The organism is Mesorhizobium sp. CA5 (assembly GCF_020165105.1).
Taxonomy (GTDB): domain Bacteria; phylum Pseudomonadota; class Alphaproteobacteria; order Rhizobiales; family Rhizobiaceae; genus Mesorhizobium.
In genome coordinates, this window is sequence record NZ_JAIUHJ010000008.1 from 249,006 (window position 1) to 268,304 (window position 19,299).

Annotated in this window: 7 protein-coding genes; 6 read left to right on the forward strand and 1 reads right to left on the reverse strand. The window is 59.9% G+C overall.

Features of this window, described 5'->3' with window-relative positions; translation table 11 throughout:
* Positions 1 to 1,271: 1,271 nt before the first annotated feature.
* From LB529_RS13420 to LB529_RS13430, 3 genes are all read left to right on the forward strand, one after another.
* Positions 1,272 to 3,482: a type I secretion system permease/ATPase gene (locus LB529_RS13420; RefSeq protein ID WP_224711335.1), complete on the forward strand. Its 2,211-nt coding sequence runs from the start codon at positions 1,272 to 1,274 to the stop codon at positions 3,480 to 3,482.
* 3 nt (positions 3,483 to 3,485) lie between these two features.
* Positions 3,486 to 4,931: an HlyD family type I secretion periplasmic adaptor subunit gene (locus tag LB529_RS13425; RefSeq protein WP_224711336.1), complete on the forward strand. Its 1,446-nt coding sequence runs from the start codon at positions 3,486 to 3,488 to the stop codon at positions 4,929 to 4,931.
* 454 nt (positions 4,932 to 5,385) lie between these two features.
* A complete protein-coding gene (locus LB529_RS13430) occupies positions 5,386 to 15,717 on the forward strand; it encodes a calcium-binding protein (RefSeq protein WP_224711337.1) in 10,332 nt (3,443 codons plus the stop codon).
* 217 nt (positions 15,718 to 15,934) lie between these two features.
* On the opposite strand, the gene LB529_RS13435 is transcribed toward LB529_RS13430, so the two are convergent.
* Positions 15,935 to 16,162: a helix-turn-helix domain-containing protein gene (locus LB529_RS13435; RefSeq protein ID WP_224711338.1), complete on the reverse strand. Its 228-nt coding sequence runs from the start codon at positions 16,160 to 16,162 to the stop codon at positions 15,935 to 15,937.
* A 135-nt stretch (positions 16,163 to 16,297) separates the two neighbouring features.
* Between LB529_RS13435 and LB529_RS13440 the strand changes: the two genes are divergently transcribed.
* The 3 genes from LB529_RS13440 (at position 16,298) to LB529_RS13450 (ending at position 19,269) form a co-directional block, all read left to right on the forward strand.
* The gene (locus LB529_RS13440; protein ID WP_224711339.1) at positions 16,298 to 17,059 is read left to right on the forward strand and encodes a hypothetical protein; all 762 of its coding nucleotides are present in this window, start codon (positions 16,298 to 16,300) and stop codon (positions 17,057 to 17,059) included.
* Positions 17,060 to 17,320: 261 nt separating this feature from the next.
* Positions 17,321 to 17,596 (forward strand): hypothetical protein, encoded by a 276-nt coding sequence (locus LB529_RS13445; RefSeq protein WP_224711340.1) that lies wholly within the window; start codon positions 17,321 to 17,323, stop codon positions 17,594 to 17,596.
* Positions 17,593 to 19,269 (forward strand): recombinase family protein, encoded by a 1,677-nt coding sequence (locus LB529_RS13450; RefSeq protein WP_224711341.1) that lies wholly within the window; start codon positions 17,593 to 17,595, stop codon positions 19,267 to 19,269. Before LB529_RS13445 ends, LB529_RS13450 begins: the two co-directional genes overlap by 4 nt.
* The last annotated feature ends 30 nt before the right edge of the window (positions 19,270 to 19,299 follow it).

Genomic DNA, 19,299 nt, shown 5'->3' on the forward strand with positions numbered 1-19,299 from the left:
CGTTATCTTGTCTGCGGCCCCGCCGATCGCCAGACGGCCGGACCGCGCCGGATTGCCTGTGACGATGCTCTTCAGTCGATGGAAAAGTGCGCCAGGACGGTTCCAGCGCTGCAAACAAGCAGCGCAACTATCCCGTCGCAGAGCGCAGAATGCTGCACGGCGCATCGGAACTCGACACCAGAATACGGAATCGTTTTATAGAGCATAGAATAGCGTATTATCGTATATTTGAAGAGTAATGGCGTTGGAAAACGAGATCGAACAATACGGCATTTGAAGATGGCAGGATAAAAGGGCGCACATTGTACGCTTAGGCGGTCGCTTGTTTTCAATGGGATATGTGTCAATTTCACAATGTATGAATATTCGCTGCGCCGTGCGGCGATGGCGATTTCTAAATGGTTTCGGTGGCTTAACGCAATGTGCGGTGCTCGGGCAATGACAGGGCAAGGGTTGGGGCGGGATGGGGCGAGTTCGGAGTGCCGGTGCCTGCGTCGGCCCCGAGGCTATCCATCCCGACATGAATGCGAGAGCCATCGTGTTACGGTGGTCAAGTTCGCGATTTCGGATATGCCTTCAGAGGCTGAAACGAAGAGGAGAGATCACCACGACTAGGATCAACCGCCGCACGTTGCTCGCCCACTCTGGCGCCGCCGTTTTGGGTTCGACAGCCGCGGCGATGGGTTATGCCGCAAGCGGGCCCGTCGAGACCTAGTAAACCAACAAACTGCAGGCGTTGATTCAAGCGCACATGACGGCATACGTCGCGTTCGGCAGGGCGATGCATGAAGTGGGTGGCAGCAGTGGCGACCACGACAGAGCCAGCCGGCAAGAGGAAAGGGCGTTACTGGCCATTTGCGCGTACCCTGCGGTCGGCCGAGGGGATCGCTGGGCGAAGGCCCGATATCTTTTGGAACTCGATCTACCAGAACACATTCAGGCGTTCGACAATTTTGGAGACATGAGGCGAAGCCCGGCTAGCTGCCTCCTTCAGATCACCCGAAACCGATAACTGACAGGAACGCGTCGATGCTTTCTGAGGTCCGCTTTGCGCCACATGCCGGTCGTTCGGATGTGGTGGCAATGAGTTCGAACTGTACTTTCGTTGGTGCCAAGTGCGACTTCACCCGCGCCCGCTCACACCGGAGTCACGGAGCGCCAATCAGCAGTATCTATATTAAGAATAGCTAATATTCCGCAGGATACTTTCGGGTTACATCGAGCTAAAAATATTTTGCAATCCCTGCTTGCGCCCAAAATGGAAGCGGCGCATGAAGGAGTCAGCGCTATTCCGCGCTTCTTCCGGGGGGAAGGTGAACTCCGTCACGCCCATCGTGGCTGGACTGGACAGCGGTGTCATTTGCTTGACGTTGCTGACCCAGTATTTGCGCCAGCCTGCAGACCCTGATGCCATCCGCCACGATCTCGGTCTTGGCGAGCGGGCGGCCGATCGCGTCGATATCGTCAGGGGGGCGAAGCGGCTGAAGCTTAAGGCTAGGAGCGTCCGGCCTTCGCCGAAGCGATTGGATCGCTTGCCGCTGCCCGTCATAGTCGAGAAGGCGGACGGGAGCTTTGCCGTATTGGCAGCCGCCTCCGCCGGCAAGGTGCTTGTACAAGACCCGCAGGTCGGGTCGCCGCGGGAGATGACTCGCGAGGAATTCGCGGCGCTCTGGAGCGGACATGTCATCCTGGTGACCAGCCGCGCCTTTGCGCAGGGGTTTTCGCGACGTTTCGATTTCTCCTGGTTCGTCCCCGAGATCATCCGCTACCGCCGGATCTTTGCCGAAGTGCTGCTGGCCTCCTTCTTCGTGCAGCTGCTTGGCCTGATCTCGCCGATCTTCTTCCAACTGGTGATCGACAAGGTGCTGGTCCACAACGGCTTGACCACGCTGGAAGTGCTGGTCATCGGCCTGTCGGCGGTGTCGATGTTCGAGGTGCTGCTCACCGGGCTTCGCACCTACACCACCACCCACACCACCAGCCGCATCGACGTCGCGCTGGGCGCCAAGCTCTTCCACCACCTGCTCGGCCTGCCGATCGCCTATTTCGAGGCCAGGCAGACGGGACAGACCGTGGCGCGTGTCCACGAGCTTGAGAACATCCGCGCCTTCCTTACCGGCTCGGCGCTGACCGTGTTGCTCGATGTCTTGTTCCTCTTCGTCTTTCTGGCGGTGATGTATCTCTATAGCGGCTGGCTGACCCTGATCGTCATCTGCTCGATCCCAGCCTATGTCATCCTGTCGATGGCGGTGACGCCGGAATTCCGCCGCCGCATCGAGGAGAAGTTCAACCGCGGCGCCGAGAACCAGACTTTTCTGGTCGAATCCATCGTCGGCGTCGAGACCTTGAAGGCGATGGCGGTCGAGCCGCAGATGCAGCGGCGCTGGGAGGACCAGCTTGCCGGCTATGTAGCGGCCGGCTTCCGCACGGCGAGGCTCTCCAACTTCGCCAGCAACACCGCGCAGTTGATCTCCAAGGCAGTGATCGTCGCCACGATGTGGTTCGGCGCCAAGGCAGTGCTCGCCGGCGACATGACCGTCGGCCAGTTGGTCGCCTTCAACATCATGGCCGGCCGCGTCGCCGGCCCGGTGTTACGGCTGGCGCAGTTGTGGCAAGACCTGCAGCAGGTGCGAATCTCGGTCGACCGCCTCGGCGATATCCTGAACGCGCCGGTCGAGCTTTCTGGGGGCGCGGGGCAAGGCTCGCTGCGCAAGATCACCGGCCACGCCACTTTCGACCACGTCACTTTCCGCTATCGCCCCGGCGAGCGCGAGATTCTGTCGGACGTTTCTTTCCAGGTCGAACCCGGCGAGATCATCGGCATCGTCGGGCCGTCGGGCTCCGGCAAGAGTACCGTCGCCAAGCTGTTGCAGCGCCTGCATGTACCGGAGCGCGGCCGCGTGCTGATCGACGGCGTCGACCTGGCGCTGATCGATCCGAGGAGCCTACGCCGCCAGATCGGCGTCGTGCTGCAGGAAAATATCCTGTTCCGCCGCACCGTGCGCGAGAACATCGCACTCGCCGACCCGGCGCTGCCGTTGGAGCGCGTCATCGAAGCCGCAAAACTCTCCGGCGCGCATGAATTCATCGTGCAGCTGAAATCCGGTTACGACACCGTGCTGGAGGAACGCGGCGCCAACCTTTCCGGCGGCCAACGCCAGCGCATCGCCATTGCTCGTGCGCTGGTCACCAACCCGCGCATCCTGATGTTCGACGAAGCGACCAGCGCGCTCGACTACGAATCTGAATATGTCATCCAGCAGAACATGCGGCAGATGGCCAAGGGACGCACCGTCTTCATCATCGCACACCGGTTGGCCGCCTTGCGCGACGCCACTCGCATCCTGACCATCGAGGCCGGGCGCATCACCGAGCAGGGCACGCATGAGGAACTGTTGCTGAAGGGCGGCCGCTACGCCCAACTCCACCGCTTGCAGGCCGAGCAGCGGCCTGCAGCACTTCAACAGGAGGCGGCGGAATAGATCATGGGCCGCTACTGGAACGCCGTGAAGGAAGGCCTGGCGCGGGAGGCGCAAACAAAACGCTCCGCACTCAACCGCCACGAGCGCGAGTTCCAGGCCGCTGCAATCGAGATTCTGGAGACTCCGGCGTCGCCGACTGCTCGCATCTTTGCCGCGCTGATCATGGTCTTCGCCACGGGCGCGCTCGCCTGGGCGTGGTTCGGCCGTATCGACACCTATGCCACCGTGCAGGGCAAGCTGATCCCGATCGGCAAGGTCCAGGTCATCGAGCCGCTGATCACCGGCACAGTGAAGGCGCTGCACGCTAGGCTCGGCGCTCATGCCACGGCGGGCGAAGTACTTGTCGAGCTCGATCCGTCCGAATACGCCGCCGACCGAAGGAAGCTGACTGGCAATCTCGAAGCCGCGCAAGTTTCGGAAGCGCGGCTCGAAGCGCTGGCCGCCGCTGTGGCGGGCGAGACCGATGCAGCCAATGCCGATTTGACCGAGCCCGCCGACGCGCCGAAACCGCTCGTCGACCTGCAGCGACAGCAGATGCGGCAATCGCTTGCCGCCTATCAAGCAGAGCAGGCAAGCTTGGAGGCGGCAATCGCTCAGAAACGCGTCGAGATTGAGCGCGGCAACAAGACGCTCGTCGAGCGCCGCAAGCTAGTCAGCCTCGCCGGAGACCGGCTTGACGTTTATGAGCAACTGGAGAAGCGCCAGGTCGGGATCAAGACCAGCACGATCGAAGCCCGTCAGGGCGAGCAGGACCAGTTGATGGCGGCGGTCGACGGCGAAGGTCAGGTCGCCGAGCTGGAGGCCACCGTGCAGACGTTGATCGCCCAGAAGCGCGAGCGGCGCGAGGCCTATCTCGACAAGGTCAACACCGAACTCATCGAGGTCGACCGTTCGATCGGCGAATTGAAGCAGGACCTCGCCAAGGCCGAACTGTTCGAGCGCTCGAGCGTGCTGAAATCGCCCGTCGCCGGTCGCGTGCAGCAACTGGAGGTCAACACGCTTGGCGAAGTAGTGCAGACCGGCCAGAAGCTTATGGTGATCGTGCCCGACGGCACGAAGCTAGAGATCGAGGCCATGTTGCTCAACCGCGACAAGGGCTTTGTCCATGAGGGTCAGGAAGCGAGAGTGAAACTGGAGGCTTTCCCCTTCACGCGCTACGGCACGTTGAGCGGCAAGGTGCTGACAGTATCCAATGACGCGATCCCGGCAGGCGCGCCGCAGTCGGCTCCGGGTGGGAAGCAAGAAACGGCGCAGGATGCCGCCGGGCCGCTGGTGTTTCCGGTGCGGATTGCACTCAACGAGGCATCGATACGGGTTGAGGGCGAGGATGTGACGCTGACGCCCGGCATGTCGGTGACAGCGGAAGTGAGGACCGGAAATCGGCGGGTGCTTGAGTTTTTGCTCGATCCGCTGACGGAGATGACGGATGAAGCGTTTCACGAGCGGTAAGTGGGACGCGAACGAAGAAACTTGAACTGCGGAAATGGAAAGGCGCGCGAATGTTGGTCGGAATTATTCTAATTGTTACACAGGTCGCGACGGGGCATGTCGCAACACACAGCCTAGTGGATTACGGAAATTCTGCCTCATACGATAAGTGTGTTAAAGATAATTCTAGGTCATACTGTTCATGTGTGGTGGCAACGTCAAAATCTCTGGAAGATAACGAAGATATATTGAATATATTCATGAGCGGAAATGAGGTAAATAACTCAGTTAAGATGATTCAAGATTTGATCGATAGCAACAAATACAACTCACACGTCTTTTCCTCCAGAAAAGATAAATCAGAATTTGTGAGGGGAAAGCTCGCGCTATTCTTGAGCGAAGTGAAAAGAAAGTGCGGTTAAATAGTCCACTTTTGATCAAATTTGAACACATTCGCTGGCGCTAGGGGGCTGAAATGGTTGGGACTGACAAAACTGGTAGAGTTACGCACACACAGACCCCGGGAGTCGTCACCGCGTTTGACAATGGAGTCAGGGCGATAGGTGGCTTGTTCGGTAGTTTTGGCCGGTGGGTCGGCAACCTAACCACTGAGAATCTCACGGATATTTTCGCGGGACCGCCGAACTACGATATTGCTCGTGACGCTCTGGATGAAGCGAACCGGCAGGAGGACGCTGCCGCAGCTCGAGAGCACAGGCCCTCTCAGGCCCTCAACAAAACCGCCATCGGTCTAGATGTCTTGGACGGGCTGACTAGTCGAACGCCTGCAGATGAGCAGGCCGTGCAAAATATGTTGGATGCTCTAGGTGCCATTGAAGACGGCATCAATGCGAGGAACGCTCTTCAAACAGCAAATATTCCAAATAATCCGAACGCGCCCGGTTATTTCGGCGGTGGCTATGTCAGCCCGAACACACCCGACAATCCCAGCGCGCCCGGTTATTTCGGCGGTGGCTATGTCAGCCCGAACACACCCAACAATCCCAGCGCGCCCGGTTATTTCAGCGGTGGCTATGTCAGCCCGAACACGCCCAACAATCCCAACGCGCCCGGTTATTTCGGCGGTGGCTATGTCAACCCGAATACGCCCAACAATCCCAGCGCGCCCGGTTATTTCGGCGGTGGCTATGTCAACCCGAATACGCCCAACAATCCGAACGCGCCCGGTTATTTCGGCGGTGGCTATAATGCGTCGACAGATCGTGATTCTCGCGCCGCAGATAGATCTGGAACCCCAGGTATGGGTGGCGACCATATAAACGCAAATACGCCTAACAACGTCAACGCCCCAGGTTACTTCAGCACGAGCCCGACTTCGAGCCCTGCGCCCAGCGCCCTAAGAGACAATCAAGATACGGCACGATACGATTCATGGACCGCCCCTGCCGCCTCACCACAATATGCTCCTGACCAAAACCTTCTAGGGGGACTGCCGGTTTCCGATATTTCCCCGGCGCCCCCTGTGTTTGACGTCATGCCATCCTGGGATCCCTATAACCCACAAATATACAGCCCGATCGGATACAATCCAGCTCCTAGACCGGCTGCTAAGCCACGTCCTCGTCCTGCCGCGATCCCCCAAGTCCGCGTGTCACTCCCTCCCGCAATCGTCCCTGCGCTGGTTTACGTACCCGGCTCGGGCTACATCTCTAACCCTGCCCCGATCGACGCTGCCCGCGCGGTTGCCCAAAAGGCTCTGGACAGCGGTCTGTCGCCAGAGGTCGCAGGGGCAATGGCCATGTCGGTGGCCCAACAGCGCCATGTCAATCCATACGATCCTAACTTGCAGAGGATGATCGATCGGATTTCGGGCAAGTCCGACCATACGACTGAGGCGGGTGCAACGAGATCTGGATATGCAAGTCCCGGCGGTGAATATGGGACCACCGGCTATGACCACCATGGCAACTACAGCAGCAGCACCTACAGCCATTCCAGCCCGGGCAGCAGCAGTGGCGGTGGCAGTAGCAGTAGCAGTAGCAGTGGGTCGACGTCGAGCAGTGGCGGCCAAAGCGGATCCGGCGGCAGTGGAGGCCGGGCCGGTTGGGCCGGACGGCCCGTTATCCTAGACCTGGATGGGAACGGCCTGTCGATCAATCCGCTGAACTCCTCGTCACAGTTCATCGATCTTGATGGCGACAGCTACCAGCACCGCACCGCCTGGGCCGGTGCGGGCAACGGCGTCCTGGTGCTCGATGCCGATGGCGACGGCAAGATCAGCCGTTCGAGCGAATTCGTCTTCACCGAATGGGACCAGACGGCGGACAGCGATCTCGATGCGCTGAAAAGCGTGTTCGACACCAATCACAACGGCTTGCTCGATGCCGGCGACGACCGCTGGGCCGACTTCAAGGTCATGGTCAATGGCCAGTTGGTATCACTTGCTTCACTCGGCATCGCCTCGATTGGATTGACGGCGACGGGTAGCGGCCAGAATTTTGCTGATGGCTCGGCGATCACCGGTACAACGACCTATACAAAGACTGATGGGGCCACGGGCGCTGTCGGCGATGCGGTGTTGGCTTCGGACGCCAACGGCTACATCATCAAGTCGAACATCGTCACCAATGGTGACGGCTCGAAGACCACTACGCTTGGCGGCTACGACAAGGACGGCACGCTGGCCTTTCAGAACCGCATCACCGTCAGCGCCGACGGCCTGTCGACAACCACCCAGTTCGACGATGACGGCAACGGTACCTACGAGCGTTCGCAGACCGATGTGACGACAGTCGCGGCGGGCGTGCGCCAGCGCGTCGTCAGCGATTTCCACACCGACGGCTCGCTGGCTCAGCGCACCACCACGACAACCGGCGCCGATAATACGACGGTCACGACGGCGCTCGACCAGGATGGCGACGGCGCTACCGATCAGACGCAGGTCTTCGTCAAGAATGCCGACGGTTCCACCACGACGACGGTGTCTGAGAACAGCGTCAACGGCACCTTGCTGCGCAAGGTCGTCACCACGGCATCCGCCGACGGCCTGACCAAGATCGTTCAGAGGGATTCGACCGGTACCGGCACCTACGACCTGACCACCACAGAGAGCACGGTCGTGGCCGGCGATGGCACGCGCACCAAGACGGTTGCCGAAACCTCGAGCGGCGGCACGCTGATCGATCGCGAACTGACCGTCACCGGCGCCGATGGCCGGACCCGGACCGTGTCGCACGATCTCGACGGTGACGGCATCTATGAAACCCGTGACGTGACAGCCATCACCAACGGCGCCGGCAGTTCGACCGTAACAGCCGTCTCTAGGTACAGCTCGACTAACGTGCTGATCGGTAAGGCGGCCGCCACCATCAGCGCCGACGGTCTATCCAAGACAATCTCGACGGATTCGAACGGCGACGGACAGGCGGATGTTGTCTCGTCGGATGTGACGGTGGTTGGCGCAGGTGGCAGCCTGACGGAGACGCAGCAGGTCAAAAGCCGTGACGGCACCCTGCTGTCCAGCAGCTTGACCAACACCAGCGGTGACCGAAAGACGATTTCGATCTCCACCGACGCCAATGGGGATGGCCATGTCGACATGGCCAAGACGATCGTCATCGATGGCGCGGGCGTGACGACGTCGACCGCAAGCCAGTACAATGCCGACGGCTCCCTTGTTGGCCGGACTTACGACCAAACCACCGCCGACGGCCTATCTCTGACCCACAAGGTCGACATCGATGGCGATGGCACCTATGACACCATCATCACTGATGTGACGACCACCGATGCCTCCAGCAACCGTACTCGCGCGTTGACGACAAAGAGCGCCAACGGCACGCTAGTCGGCAGTTCCGCGACTACCACCAGTACGGACAGCCTCACGCAGACCGAGAAGGATGACATCGACGGTAACGGTACGGTCGACCGCACGATTGTCACAACGACAGTTCTTGGTGGAGATGGCAGCCGCACGGTGACGTCCTCGACGACCAGCGCCAGCGGGGCCTTGTTGGCCAAGACCGAGGTTAAGACCAGCGCTGATCGCAAGACGACCACCACGAAGATCGATGCCAATGGCGACACGAAGATCGATCGCACTGTCGTCGATGTCGTCAATACCGATGGCAGCGAGGTCTCCACCGTATCCGACACCGACAGCAACGGTGTGCTGCATGGCAAGACCGAAACCAGCATCTCCAGCGATGGGCTGACCAAGACCGTCAAGCAGGACGTTAATGGCGACGGTGCCTATGACACCACCACCCAGTCATTGACCGCTATCGCGGCGTCAGGCACTCGCACGACGACTACCTCGACGACCTCCGGCAACGGCACGCTGCTGTCGAGGGCGGTCGCTGCTGTATCGGCCAATGGGCTGAGCGTCAATCTGCAGTCTGATGCCGACGGCAATGGCGTGGTTGAACGCAAATCCAGCGACGTTACCATACTCAACGCGGATGGATCGAGGACCCGAACCGTCTCGGAATTGAACGGTAACGGCGCGCTCATCGACAAGACGGTCACGATCACCAGTGCCGACCGACACATCGTGACGACATCGACCGACCTTGACGGCGACGGGGTCTTCGACCTCGTCTCGTCCGATGTGAAGCTTCTCGGATCAAACGGCAGCACCAGCGAGACAATGCAGGTGAAAAGCCGTGACGGGACGTTGCTTTCCAGCGCAACCACCAACATCAGCGCAGATCAGCGAACCGTTTCGATCGCGGCTGACGCCGACGGGGACGGGCACGTCGACACAGTCAAGACGGTCTCCGTGGACGACGCTGGCGTCACAACTTCCAAAGTGCTCTTTTTCAATCCCGACGGATCCAGCAACGTCAAGAAATGGGATGTGACATCTGCCAACGGCCTGTCGGTAACCAGTAGGGCTGATCTCGACTGCGATGCGGTTGCCGACGTCGTTGTCACAGATGTTACGACCATTGACGCATACGACAGCCGCACTCGCACTGTAACGACCAAGAGCGCCAACGGCACGCTAATCGGCAGCTCTTCCGTCACCACGAGCGCCAACGGCCTCACTCAGACCGAGAGGGACGATATTAACGCGGACGGTACCGTCGACCGCACGATAGTGACCACGACGGTTCTGGGCTCCGATGGGAGCAAGACGGTAACCTCGACGACCACCAGCACCAGCGGCGCTATGCTGGCGAAGACCGAGGTTGCGACAAGTGCCGACCAAAAGACGGTTACGACCAAACTCGATACCAACGGCGACAGCAAGACCGATCGGACGCGGGTGGACACCCTTAAAGCTGATGGCAGCCTTACGACGACGGTGTCAGACACCGACATCAACGGAGTGCTGCATGGCAAAGCGGAGACGACGCACTCCGCTGATGGCCTGACCACGACCGTGAAACAGGACGTGAATGGCGACGGCGCCTACGACACGATCACGCAAGCCGTGACAGCGATCGCCGCCTCCGGCGCCCGCACCACCACAACGTCGGCGACGTCCAACAACGGCACGCTGCTGTCGAAAACGATCGCGACGGTGTCGGGGAATGGCCTGACCACCGATATCCAGATGGACGCCGACGGGGACGGCACCATCGAGAACAAGTCGAGCGACGTCACCGTTCTGAACGCCGATGGCTCAATGATCAGGACGGTTTCGGCACTCGCCGGGATGGGGGCTCTGATCGGCAAGACCATTACGATGACCAGCGCCAACGGCCTGACCTCAACGGTCCAGGCCGACCTCGATGGCAATGGCACGACCGACCGAACCAGCGCTGCGGTCACAACGCTTGGCACCGACGGCTCGAAAACCGGCACCATCACCATCAAGAACGCCAGCAACGCCCAGATCGCCCTCTATCAGACCGTCACCAGTGGCGATGGCAACACGGTGACCACGACGAGGGACGTTGACGGCAATGGCACGACGGATGAAGCCAGTTCAACCGTCCTCAACGCCAACGGCTCAACCACGGCGGTCAATCGCACCTATACATCCGGCATTTTGACCTCGTCGGCGACACGCACCCTCAGCGCGAACAGCCTCTCCAGCACGCTTGCCACCGATCTTGACGGTAACGGCACGATCGACCAGTCGACCACCGATGTTGTTGTGCTTAACGCCGATGGCAGCAAGACCGAAACCATTACTGATCTCGACGCCGCTAGCGCCGTGAAGGACAAGACTACTGTCGTTACCAGTGCCAATGGCCTTGTGAAGACGACAACCTGGGCGGCTGTCGGCGCGACCACCAGCCGCTCCAAGTTCGACACCATCGTCCTCAATGCGGACGGCAGCACCACCGAGACCGTCGATTACAAGAAAGCCGACGGATCGCTGGAGAGCCGCACCATCACAACGGTCAGCGCCAACCGGCTAACCACCACAGTTACACAGGACTACAATGGCGATGGCGCCATCGATCTGACGACGACGACCGTGACGGCGGCCGATGGCAGCGTAACGACGACCACGACGGGTCCCGACACGACGGCCAATGCGTTAGGAACCGGCGCCTTTACGACGTCCCCTTCTTCCACCAGCAAGACGACCACTGTCAGCGCGGACGGGCTGAGCAGCACGACGATATATGGCGCGACGTCGGTTGACTATCTCCCGGACCTGCCCAGCAAGCGGACTACGGAAACGGCGATCGGAGTCGATGGCTCGACGGTTCAAACAATTAAAGCCTATGAGTCAACGACCCTAACCGAGCAGACCAGGACAACGACAGCCGGCGACGGCCTTGCGACCACCAAGGAATGGGATCTCAACGGCGACGGAACCTATGACCTCAAGGAGACGGACGTCACGGTCCTCAACGCCGATGGATCAAAAGTCCACACCGTCAACAAGTTCGACGGGGCGGCACAGACCAGCAGCTTCGTGGCAACGACCAGCGCCAATGGCCTGTCGACGACGACGAGCTTGGACCTGTTTGGGACCAATCCGTTCAGCCAGGATTCTACGGATGTCACGGCCATCAATGCTGATGGGTCGAGCACAAGAACGGTGACCAACTACAAGGCGGATGGCTCGCAGCTGTCGAAGTTCATCACAGCGACGTCAAGCAATGGCCGATCGGTCACTACTCAAGAAGATATCGATGGGGTTGTTGGGATAGACCGTGTCACTGTTGACGCCACGAGAGTATTGGCCGATGGCTCTGTGGTCGAAACGGTCAAGAGGTCAACACCGGCCGGGGTGCTCTTGGACAGCACGGTCACCACGACGAGCGGTGATCGGCGCTTGATCTCGATTTCGCGGGACGCCGATGGCGATGGCACGGTTGACCAGACCGAAGTCACCACCAAGGCCGTCGACGGCTCGGTGACCACACTGATCACCGACTTCAGCGGCGCCAATCACAAACTGAGCACTACGAAGATTTCTACGAGCGCCGACGGGCTTTTGACCACAACCCAATGGGATTTCAACGCGGACGGGACCGTCGATCAGACCCGCCGGATAAACGTTGCGCACCTAGGAGATGGCGTAACGGACACCAAGACCAGGGACGGAACTGGTGCATCGGACACCTTCTACAACAAGACTACGACCTATACGAGCGATGATGGTCGCAGCAGTTGGACGGGCGTCGATTACGACGCCAGTGGTGGTGGCTTCGATAATATGGACAGCATCATCACCATGGCCGACGGGTCTACGGTCGAGGGTATACACAACAGAAATCAAAGTGCATCGCACTTGGTACCGGGGACGATCTATTGGCAAGCAGCGATTCCTGCCAATGTCATCATAAAGACCACTGCTGACGGGCTGACGACAAACTATTGGTATGACTACGGCGGCAGCGGTACGAATCCCGTCTCGGTGGAGAATCCTGGCGTGTCCGGCTATGAAGTCACGGCCGCCGCGCAGGTTCAGATCGATGGGTCGGTCGTTACCCAGATATTCGGGCATGCCACTTGGAACGGCCCTGTAACGGGAAAAGGTATCCTGACGGTGAGCGCCGACGGCATGACCACGACCCTGCTGAAGGATGCCGACAATAACGGCTCTTACGAACACACGGAAGTGGCGGTCACCCGGATCGACGGCTCCATCCAAAAGATCGTCACGGACTACTATTACAACTTTGCAGTGACCCAGACGGTTACCACGGACGTCAGCGCTGACGGCCAATCCACGTCGGTCATAACCGCCAATGCCACGACGGGCACAGGCACGACGTCGAGTGTTGGCGTCGAATTCATGTCGCCCGGCACGACGAACGACACCATCACCGGCAGCGCTGGGGACGATCAGATCAATGGCGGTGCCGGCAATGACACGATCAATGGCGGTGCCGGCGACGATTTCATTGACGGCGGCATTGGCGCAGACACGATGAACGGTGGTGCCGGCAATGACACTTATGTAGTCGATAACGTCTCGGATGTGGTGGGGGAGGCCGCCAGTCAGGGCACCGACACTGTGCTGAGCTCGATCACCTACACGATCTCGGACTCCGACGTTGAAAACCTGACGCTGACGGGATCCGCTGCCATTAACGGAACCGGTAATTCGTCCGCCAATGTACTCACTGGCAATGCCGCGGCTAACACGCTCGCCGGAGGCGGCGGCAACGATACGCTTTATGGCGGAGCGGGTAATGACATTCTAACCGCCAGTACGGGCAACGACACTCTCGTCGGCGGGGCCGGCAACGACTACCAGAACGGAGAAGACGGGGACGACACCTATATTTTCCAGCGAGGCGATGGCAGCGACACCATCGAAGATTTTGCGATGGTGGCCACGACGGCCTCTTCGGACATCAGCGCTGCGCAGTCGCTGGGTGTTTCCGCTAGCGGCGTCGTTAATACGTGGGTGGGAGGGTACTACTTCCAAACGAGCAGCAACAGCTTGTTGAAGTTGATCTCAGCCGGATCCGACACGCTTTCGCTACAGGGAGGCATCAAGGGAGAAGATCTTTCATTTTCTTGGACCGGCGTGGGGAGTGACAATCTAAGGATCGACATCGCTGGTGGACCAGCCGGCGATAGCATTCTGATTGACCAGTGGAAGACGACGGCAGCACGCGTTGGGCTGCTTTCCCTGGACGGCGTAGGCACGATGGAATTTCAAGTGGCAGGCGCCGCCGGAGCCACACTCAATGGCACCACGGCCTCGGAAATGCTTTTCGGCATCGGCGGAGGTGAATCCATCAATGGTAACGGAGGGAACGATATCTTCTATGGTGGTGCCGGCAATGATTACCTGTGGGGCGGCGCCGGGACAGATTCATTCTTCGGAGGCACCGGCAATGACTACGAAAATGGTGCAAGCGGTGACGACAAATACATCTTCAAGCGTGGGGACGGGGCCGACTACATTGAAGACTTTACGGTCGTTCAGACCTCCGCAACCGCTGACATCAACGCTGCTGCAGCCGTCGGCGTCTCTGCCAGTGGGACCGTGAATACTTGGGTTAGTGGCTACATCTGGCTAACCAGCTCGAACCTGCTCTATAAGGTCAACGCGTCAGGAACTGATACGCTGGTGCTCAGCGGCGGCATCTCCGCCGACAATCTGTCCTTCACATGGGGAGGGGTCGGTCACGATAACCTTACTATCACCATCGCTGGAGGCCCCGCTGGGGACAGCGTAACTCTGGGCCAGCAGGCAGTCACCAATGCGAAGATCGAGAAGATCCAGCTCGACGGCTTGGGCGTGATGAATTTGAACGTCGCCACGGCTGCCGGTGCAACGGTTACTTCAGGGACTGGTGCCAACCTCGTTTATGGCTTGGCAGGCAACGAAACCCTCTGGGGGAATACTGGAAACGATATCCTCTATGGCGGAGTTGGCAACGATGTCCTGTCGGCCGGGACCGGCGACGACACGCTGGTCGGTGGCATAGGCAATGACTACCAGAATGGAGAGGGCGGCAGCGATCGCTACGTGTTCCGGCGTGGCGATGGTAGCGACATCATCCAAGACTTCAGCATGACCGCGACGACCGCAACTGCCGATATTAACGCGGCCCAAGCCCTGGGCGTATCCGCCAGTGGTACTGTCAACACCTGGATCGGAGGATATTACTGGCAGACCAGCAGCAACAGCTTGCTGAAGCTCATCGACGGGACTGGCGTTGACACTTTGTCACTCGAAGGCGGCATCAAGGTCGATGATCTATCGTTCTCTTGGTCAGGAGCAAGCAGCGAAAATCTGCAACTGGCAATTGGCGGCGGGCCGGCAGGTGATGCAGTCCGGATGGACGAGCAGACGGTGGCCGTTGCCAAGATAGAAAAGCTCGCGCTCGACGGCATCGGTATACTCAACCTGGCCGTTGCCAAGTCGCCAGGCACGACGGTCGACGGCAGCACGAACGCCGACATTGTCTTCGGCCTGACTGGGAACGAAACGCTAAACGGCAATGCCGGCAATGACATTCTGATGGGCGGCGCCGGCAATGACACACTGGTGGGAGGAGCTGGCAATGACCAGTATCATTTCAGAGCAGGGGACGGCTCCGACATCATCGTTGAATCGGGATCCTTCACGGACAATGACGAGCTGGATTTCGGCACCGGCATCGACTCTAACGAACTCTGGTTCGCTCAACAGGGAAACAATCTCGTAATCTCGGTGCTGGGTACGACCGACAAGGTGACGGTCGGCAACTGGTTTGCCGGACCTGGCAATGTTGTCGAGACGATCAAGTCGGGTGACGGCAAGATATTGAATCAGTCGGATGTGGCGACCCTAGTTGCCGCCATGGCAGGGTTCGACCCGGCAACGTCGCCTACAGGATCGGGCATTCAGCCCAACGATCCCCGGCTCGGCGATCCGAACCAGACCGGTACCATCGCCGCAGCTATGCAGCATACGTGGATGGCGGCTTAAAATAGCATGTGCCGTCGGCAGTCAGCCAACGGCACATGCTTATTGGCCACTGAGAACGCTAACGGGCGAGTTCTACGCTGGCGATGCACAGTCGACTCTCAGTAGATTCTGCCGAAAGCGGATAGTTTCAGCCCATTTCGGACTGAAAGTCACCAAAGCGCCAAGGACGCCTTAACTTAGCCGGGTTCGAAACATTGCACGCGCGATTGGGGTGTCGCTAGGGCCGCTTGGCCAAGCGCACACCGAGGCCGCCGCCGTTCTCCGGAATGAATGCCACTCCGGCATCTTCGAAGGCCTCGCGTATTCGATCGAGCGTAGGCTGTTTCAGCGCCTCGCCTCGTTCCAGACGCACAATCGTCTGTGTTGAAACACCCGCTTCTCTAGCAAGATCGAGGACACCCCAATCCAGCGCGGCCCGGGCCATCCGACACTGGACCGGCGTCATAAGATCACCATAATATGGTGATTTTTATTGCTCATATGCTGCTCTAACTGTATTCAGGAGTGCACTAAGCGGCCGGAACGGTGACGCAACACCGATCCGGCCTGACCAAAACCCAAGCTGTTAGGAGCTCGGATCATGGCTGATTCCGACAATACCACGCCTTTGTCTTTCGTCACTCGGCGGTTGCTGATGACGCAGATTGTTACGATGGCTGGACTGGGGCCATTTGGCGCTCGGGCGCGCGAAAATATCGCGATCAAGAGCCGGCAGGACGATCCAGCTCTTCGCTTGTGTGAGAGCTGGCACGAGATTCACCGCTCGACCTTGGAGCTATGCCGGCAACAGCAGCAGTTGGAGACATATCTCGTCAAAGCGATAGGCTTTCCCTGTGCGAAGATGCAGCTTCCCGGCGGCGGGGAAAAGACGGTCCATTCCGTCGAGAGTCTCGACGAACTCTATTCTCCCGAAAGCGAAGTGGCATTGGACAGGGTGCTTGCGGATCTAGCCGCACATCAAGCGCGCTGGGATGCAGCTGACGCCGAGATCGGGTTTTCGAGAACAGACGAGCTAATACGGCGATCGGAAGCGACGGAACAGGCGCTTCTTGATGACCTGCCGCTGTCTCAGGCATGCTCCGTGGAAGGTGTGTTGGCTAAGCTCTTGGTTATCCTGCGCTACGGCGAACATTGGGAGGATCCAGACGATTTTCCCTGGCGCCATATCCGGTCGGTGCTCGATGACCTTGCCCGTCACCATCACATTGATCCGGCAAGCATCGTCGCTTCACGTGCGAATGAAGGTAAGGAGCGCAAAAGGACGCGCTGGCCTACCGGGGATTTCGCCGTGACGGCGATCGCGCGGTGTGTGCTCTGGCGGCCCGTTACGAAGACGACATAGGGAATCCCCTTCTGGTTTCAGGTGTTTGAAGGTCCTGCAAGAGGTCTCACCGAAGATCAGTTGGAAGACATGACGGTCCCGGCCAACCGGCACTCCTTAAATTGAGAGTCGCCATTGCCTTCCTTGACCTTAGACAGGCGAGGCGAAACCGCCCGGCGCAAGTCGTTGCACGCTGTGGCCCTACGACATGAACTTCGTGCTTTCCTTTGCGGTCCAGAGACATCTGATGGCAGGTCGATCCACCATTTGGGAGCGACCGCGATGGCAAAGGAAACCAGCTCAGGGCCGAGGGCGCCGGTTCCGGCGAACGACAACGGCGACGTTGTCAACTCCGAAGCGCGCACCGAACTCATGCCGGCGGCCAAGCTGAATCGGGTGGTGCTGGATATCGCCCGGCTTATGGGCCGGCAGCTGGCTCGGGAGGCATTCGACGCGGGGGAGGCGGCCAACGACAATCGGCCGGGCCACCAAAGGGGAGAGGGTAGAGAGCCGGATGGTAAACCCCTGGGGAACAAGAGAGAGGATCTGCCGCCATGACCCGTGTCGCACTCTATGCCCGCTATTCGTCCGACAGCCAGCGGGATGCCTCCATCGAGGACCAGTTGAGGCTGTGCCGCGAGCAGGCGGCGCGTGAGGGCTGGAGCGTGGCGGGAACCTATGAGGATGCGGCGATCTCCGGCGCCAGCACTGTGCTGCGGCCGGGCATCCAGCGTCTGGTGCGCGATGCGCAGCGCGGCCGCTTCGAGGTGGTGCTGGCCGAGGCACTCGACCGCGTCAGCCGCGACCAGGCAGATGTCGCCACCCTCTTCAAGCACCTCAAATTCGCTGGCGTTGCCATCGTGACTCTGGCCGAGGGGGAGATCAGCGAACTGCATGTCGGCCTCAAGGGCACGATGAATGCCCTGTTCCTCAAGGACCTTGCCCTGAAGACCCATCGCGGCCTGCGGGGTAGGGTGGAGAAGGGCAAGGCCGGCGGTGGGCTGTGCTACGGCTACTGGGTGGTCAAGAAACTCGATACCGAAGGCGAGCCTGTTCGGGGCGACCGTGCGATCGTGCCGGAAGAAGCGACCATCGTGCGCCGCATCTTCCGCGAGTTCGCCGCCGGTAAGAGCCCGAAGGCGATCGCCGTTGACCTCAACAAGGAGGGCGTTCCTGGCCCGCTCGGCCGGCACTGGGGCGACACCAGCGTGCGCGGGCATGTCATCCGGGGAACCGGCGTCATCAACAATGAGCTCTATACCGGCGTGCTGGTTTGGAATCGCCTGCGTTACGTCAAGGATCCTGCCTCCGGCAAGCGCGTATCGCGGGCCAATCCGCCAGCCAAATGGATCCGCACCGAGGTGCCGCATCTCAGGATCGTCGAGGACGATTTGTGGCAGACCGTGAAGGAGAGACAGAAATCCATCGCCAGCCAGTTCGAGGCGGCGGCTGTCGCCACGCGCAAAGCCCGGGCGAGAAAGCTGCACACCATGAAGCGGCCGGTATCCCTGCTTTCCGGCCTGCTCACCTGCGGCTGCTGCGGCGGGCGCTACGGCCTGTTCACGCCAGACCGCTATGCCTGTCTCAATCACCAGCGCCGGGGTATCTGCGACAATGGCCGCACCATCACGCGCGAGAAGATCGAGCAGCGAGTCCTCGCAGGCCTGAAGGAAAGGCTGGTCTCGGCGGATGCCGTGGCCGAGGCGATCAGAGCCTATGCCCAGGAGACCAACCGCCTCAACCAGGAGCGTCGAGCGCAGGGCGAACAGGACCGCAAGGCATTCGACAAGATCGAGCGCGCCATCTCCGGCATCATGGCCGCGATCGAAGACGGCCTGTACCAACCTTCGATGAGAGCGAGAATGGAAGACTTAGAGAGGCAGAAGGCGGAGATCACGGCGCATCTGGCAGCGGCACCGACTGACGTGCCCGACCTGCATCCCAATATCGCCACTCTCTACCGCAAGCGGGTCGGGCAACTCACGCAGGCGCTTGCCGACCACGAGGATGGACGTTCAGCCGCCGAGGCGCTGCGCTCATTGATAGGAGAGATTGTGCTCACTCCCGGCGACAAGCGCGGCGAGGTGCATGCGGAGCTACGCGGCGAGCTGTTCGGCATCCTCGAAATCGCCAAGCCTGACCAAAATCAAAAGTCCGACGATGTCATGACAAAAGGGGTTGCGGGTCCCCGCAACCAACCTACTTGCGATGCTATATGCTCTGCCTCGTGATGCGGCCGACGTCTTAATCCAAGTGCCTAA

What these genes read in the sequence shown, in the direction of transcription:
- LB529_RS13420 (WP_224711335.1), top strand. Translation starts at nt 1,272, where the DNA reads ATGAAGGAGTCAGCGCTATTCCGCGCTTCTTCCGGGGGGAAGGTGAAC.
- LB529_RS13425 (WP_224711336.1), top strand. Translation starts at nt 3,486, where the DNA reads ATGGGCCGCTACTGGAACGCCGTGAAGGAAGGCCTGGCGCGGGAGGCG.
- LB529_RS13430 (WP_224711337.1), top strand. Translation starts at nt 5,386, where the DNA reads ATGGTTGGGACTGACAAAACTGGTAGAGTTACGCACACACAGACCCCG.
- LB529_RS13435 (WP_224711338.1), bottom strand. Translation starts at nt 16,162, where the DNA reads ATGACGCCGGTCCAGTGTCGGATGGCCCGGGCCGCGCTGGATTGGGGT.
- LB529_RS13440 (WP_224711339.1), top strand. Translation starts at nt 16,298, where the DNA reads ATGGCTGATTCCGACAATACCACGCCTTTGTCTTTCGTCACTCGGCGG.
- LB529_RS13445 (WP_224711340.1), top strand. Translation starts at nt 17,321, where the DNA reads ATGGCAAAGGAAACCAGCTCAGGGCCGAGGGCGCCGGTTCCGGCGAAC.
- LB529_RS13450 (WP_224711341.1), top strand. Translation starts at nt 17,593, where the DNA reads ATGACCCGTGTCGCACTCTATGCCCGCTATTCGTCCGACAGCCAGCGG.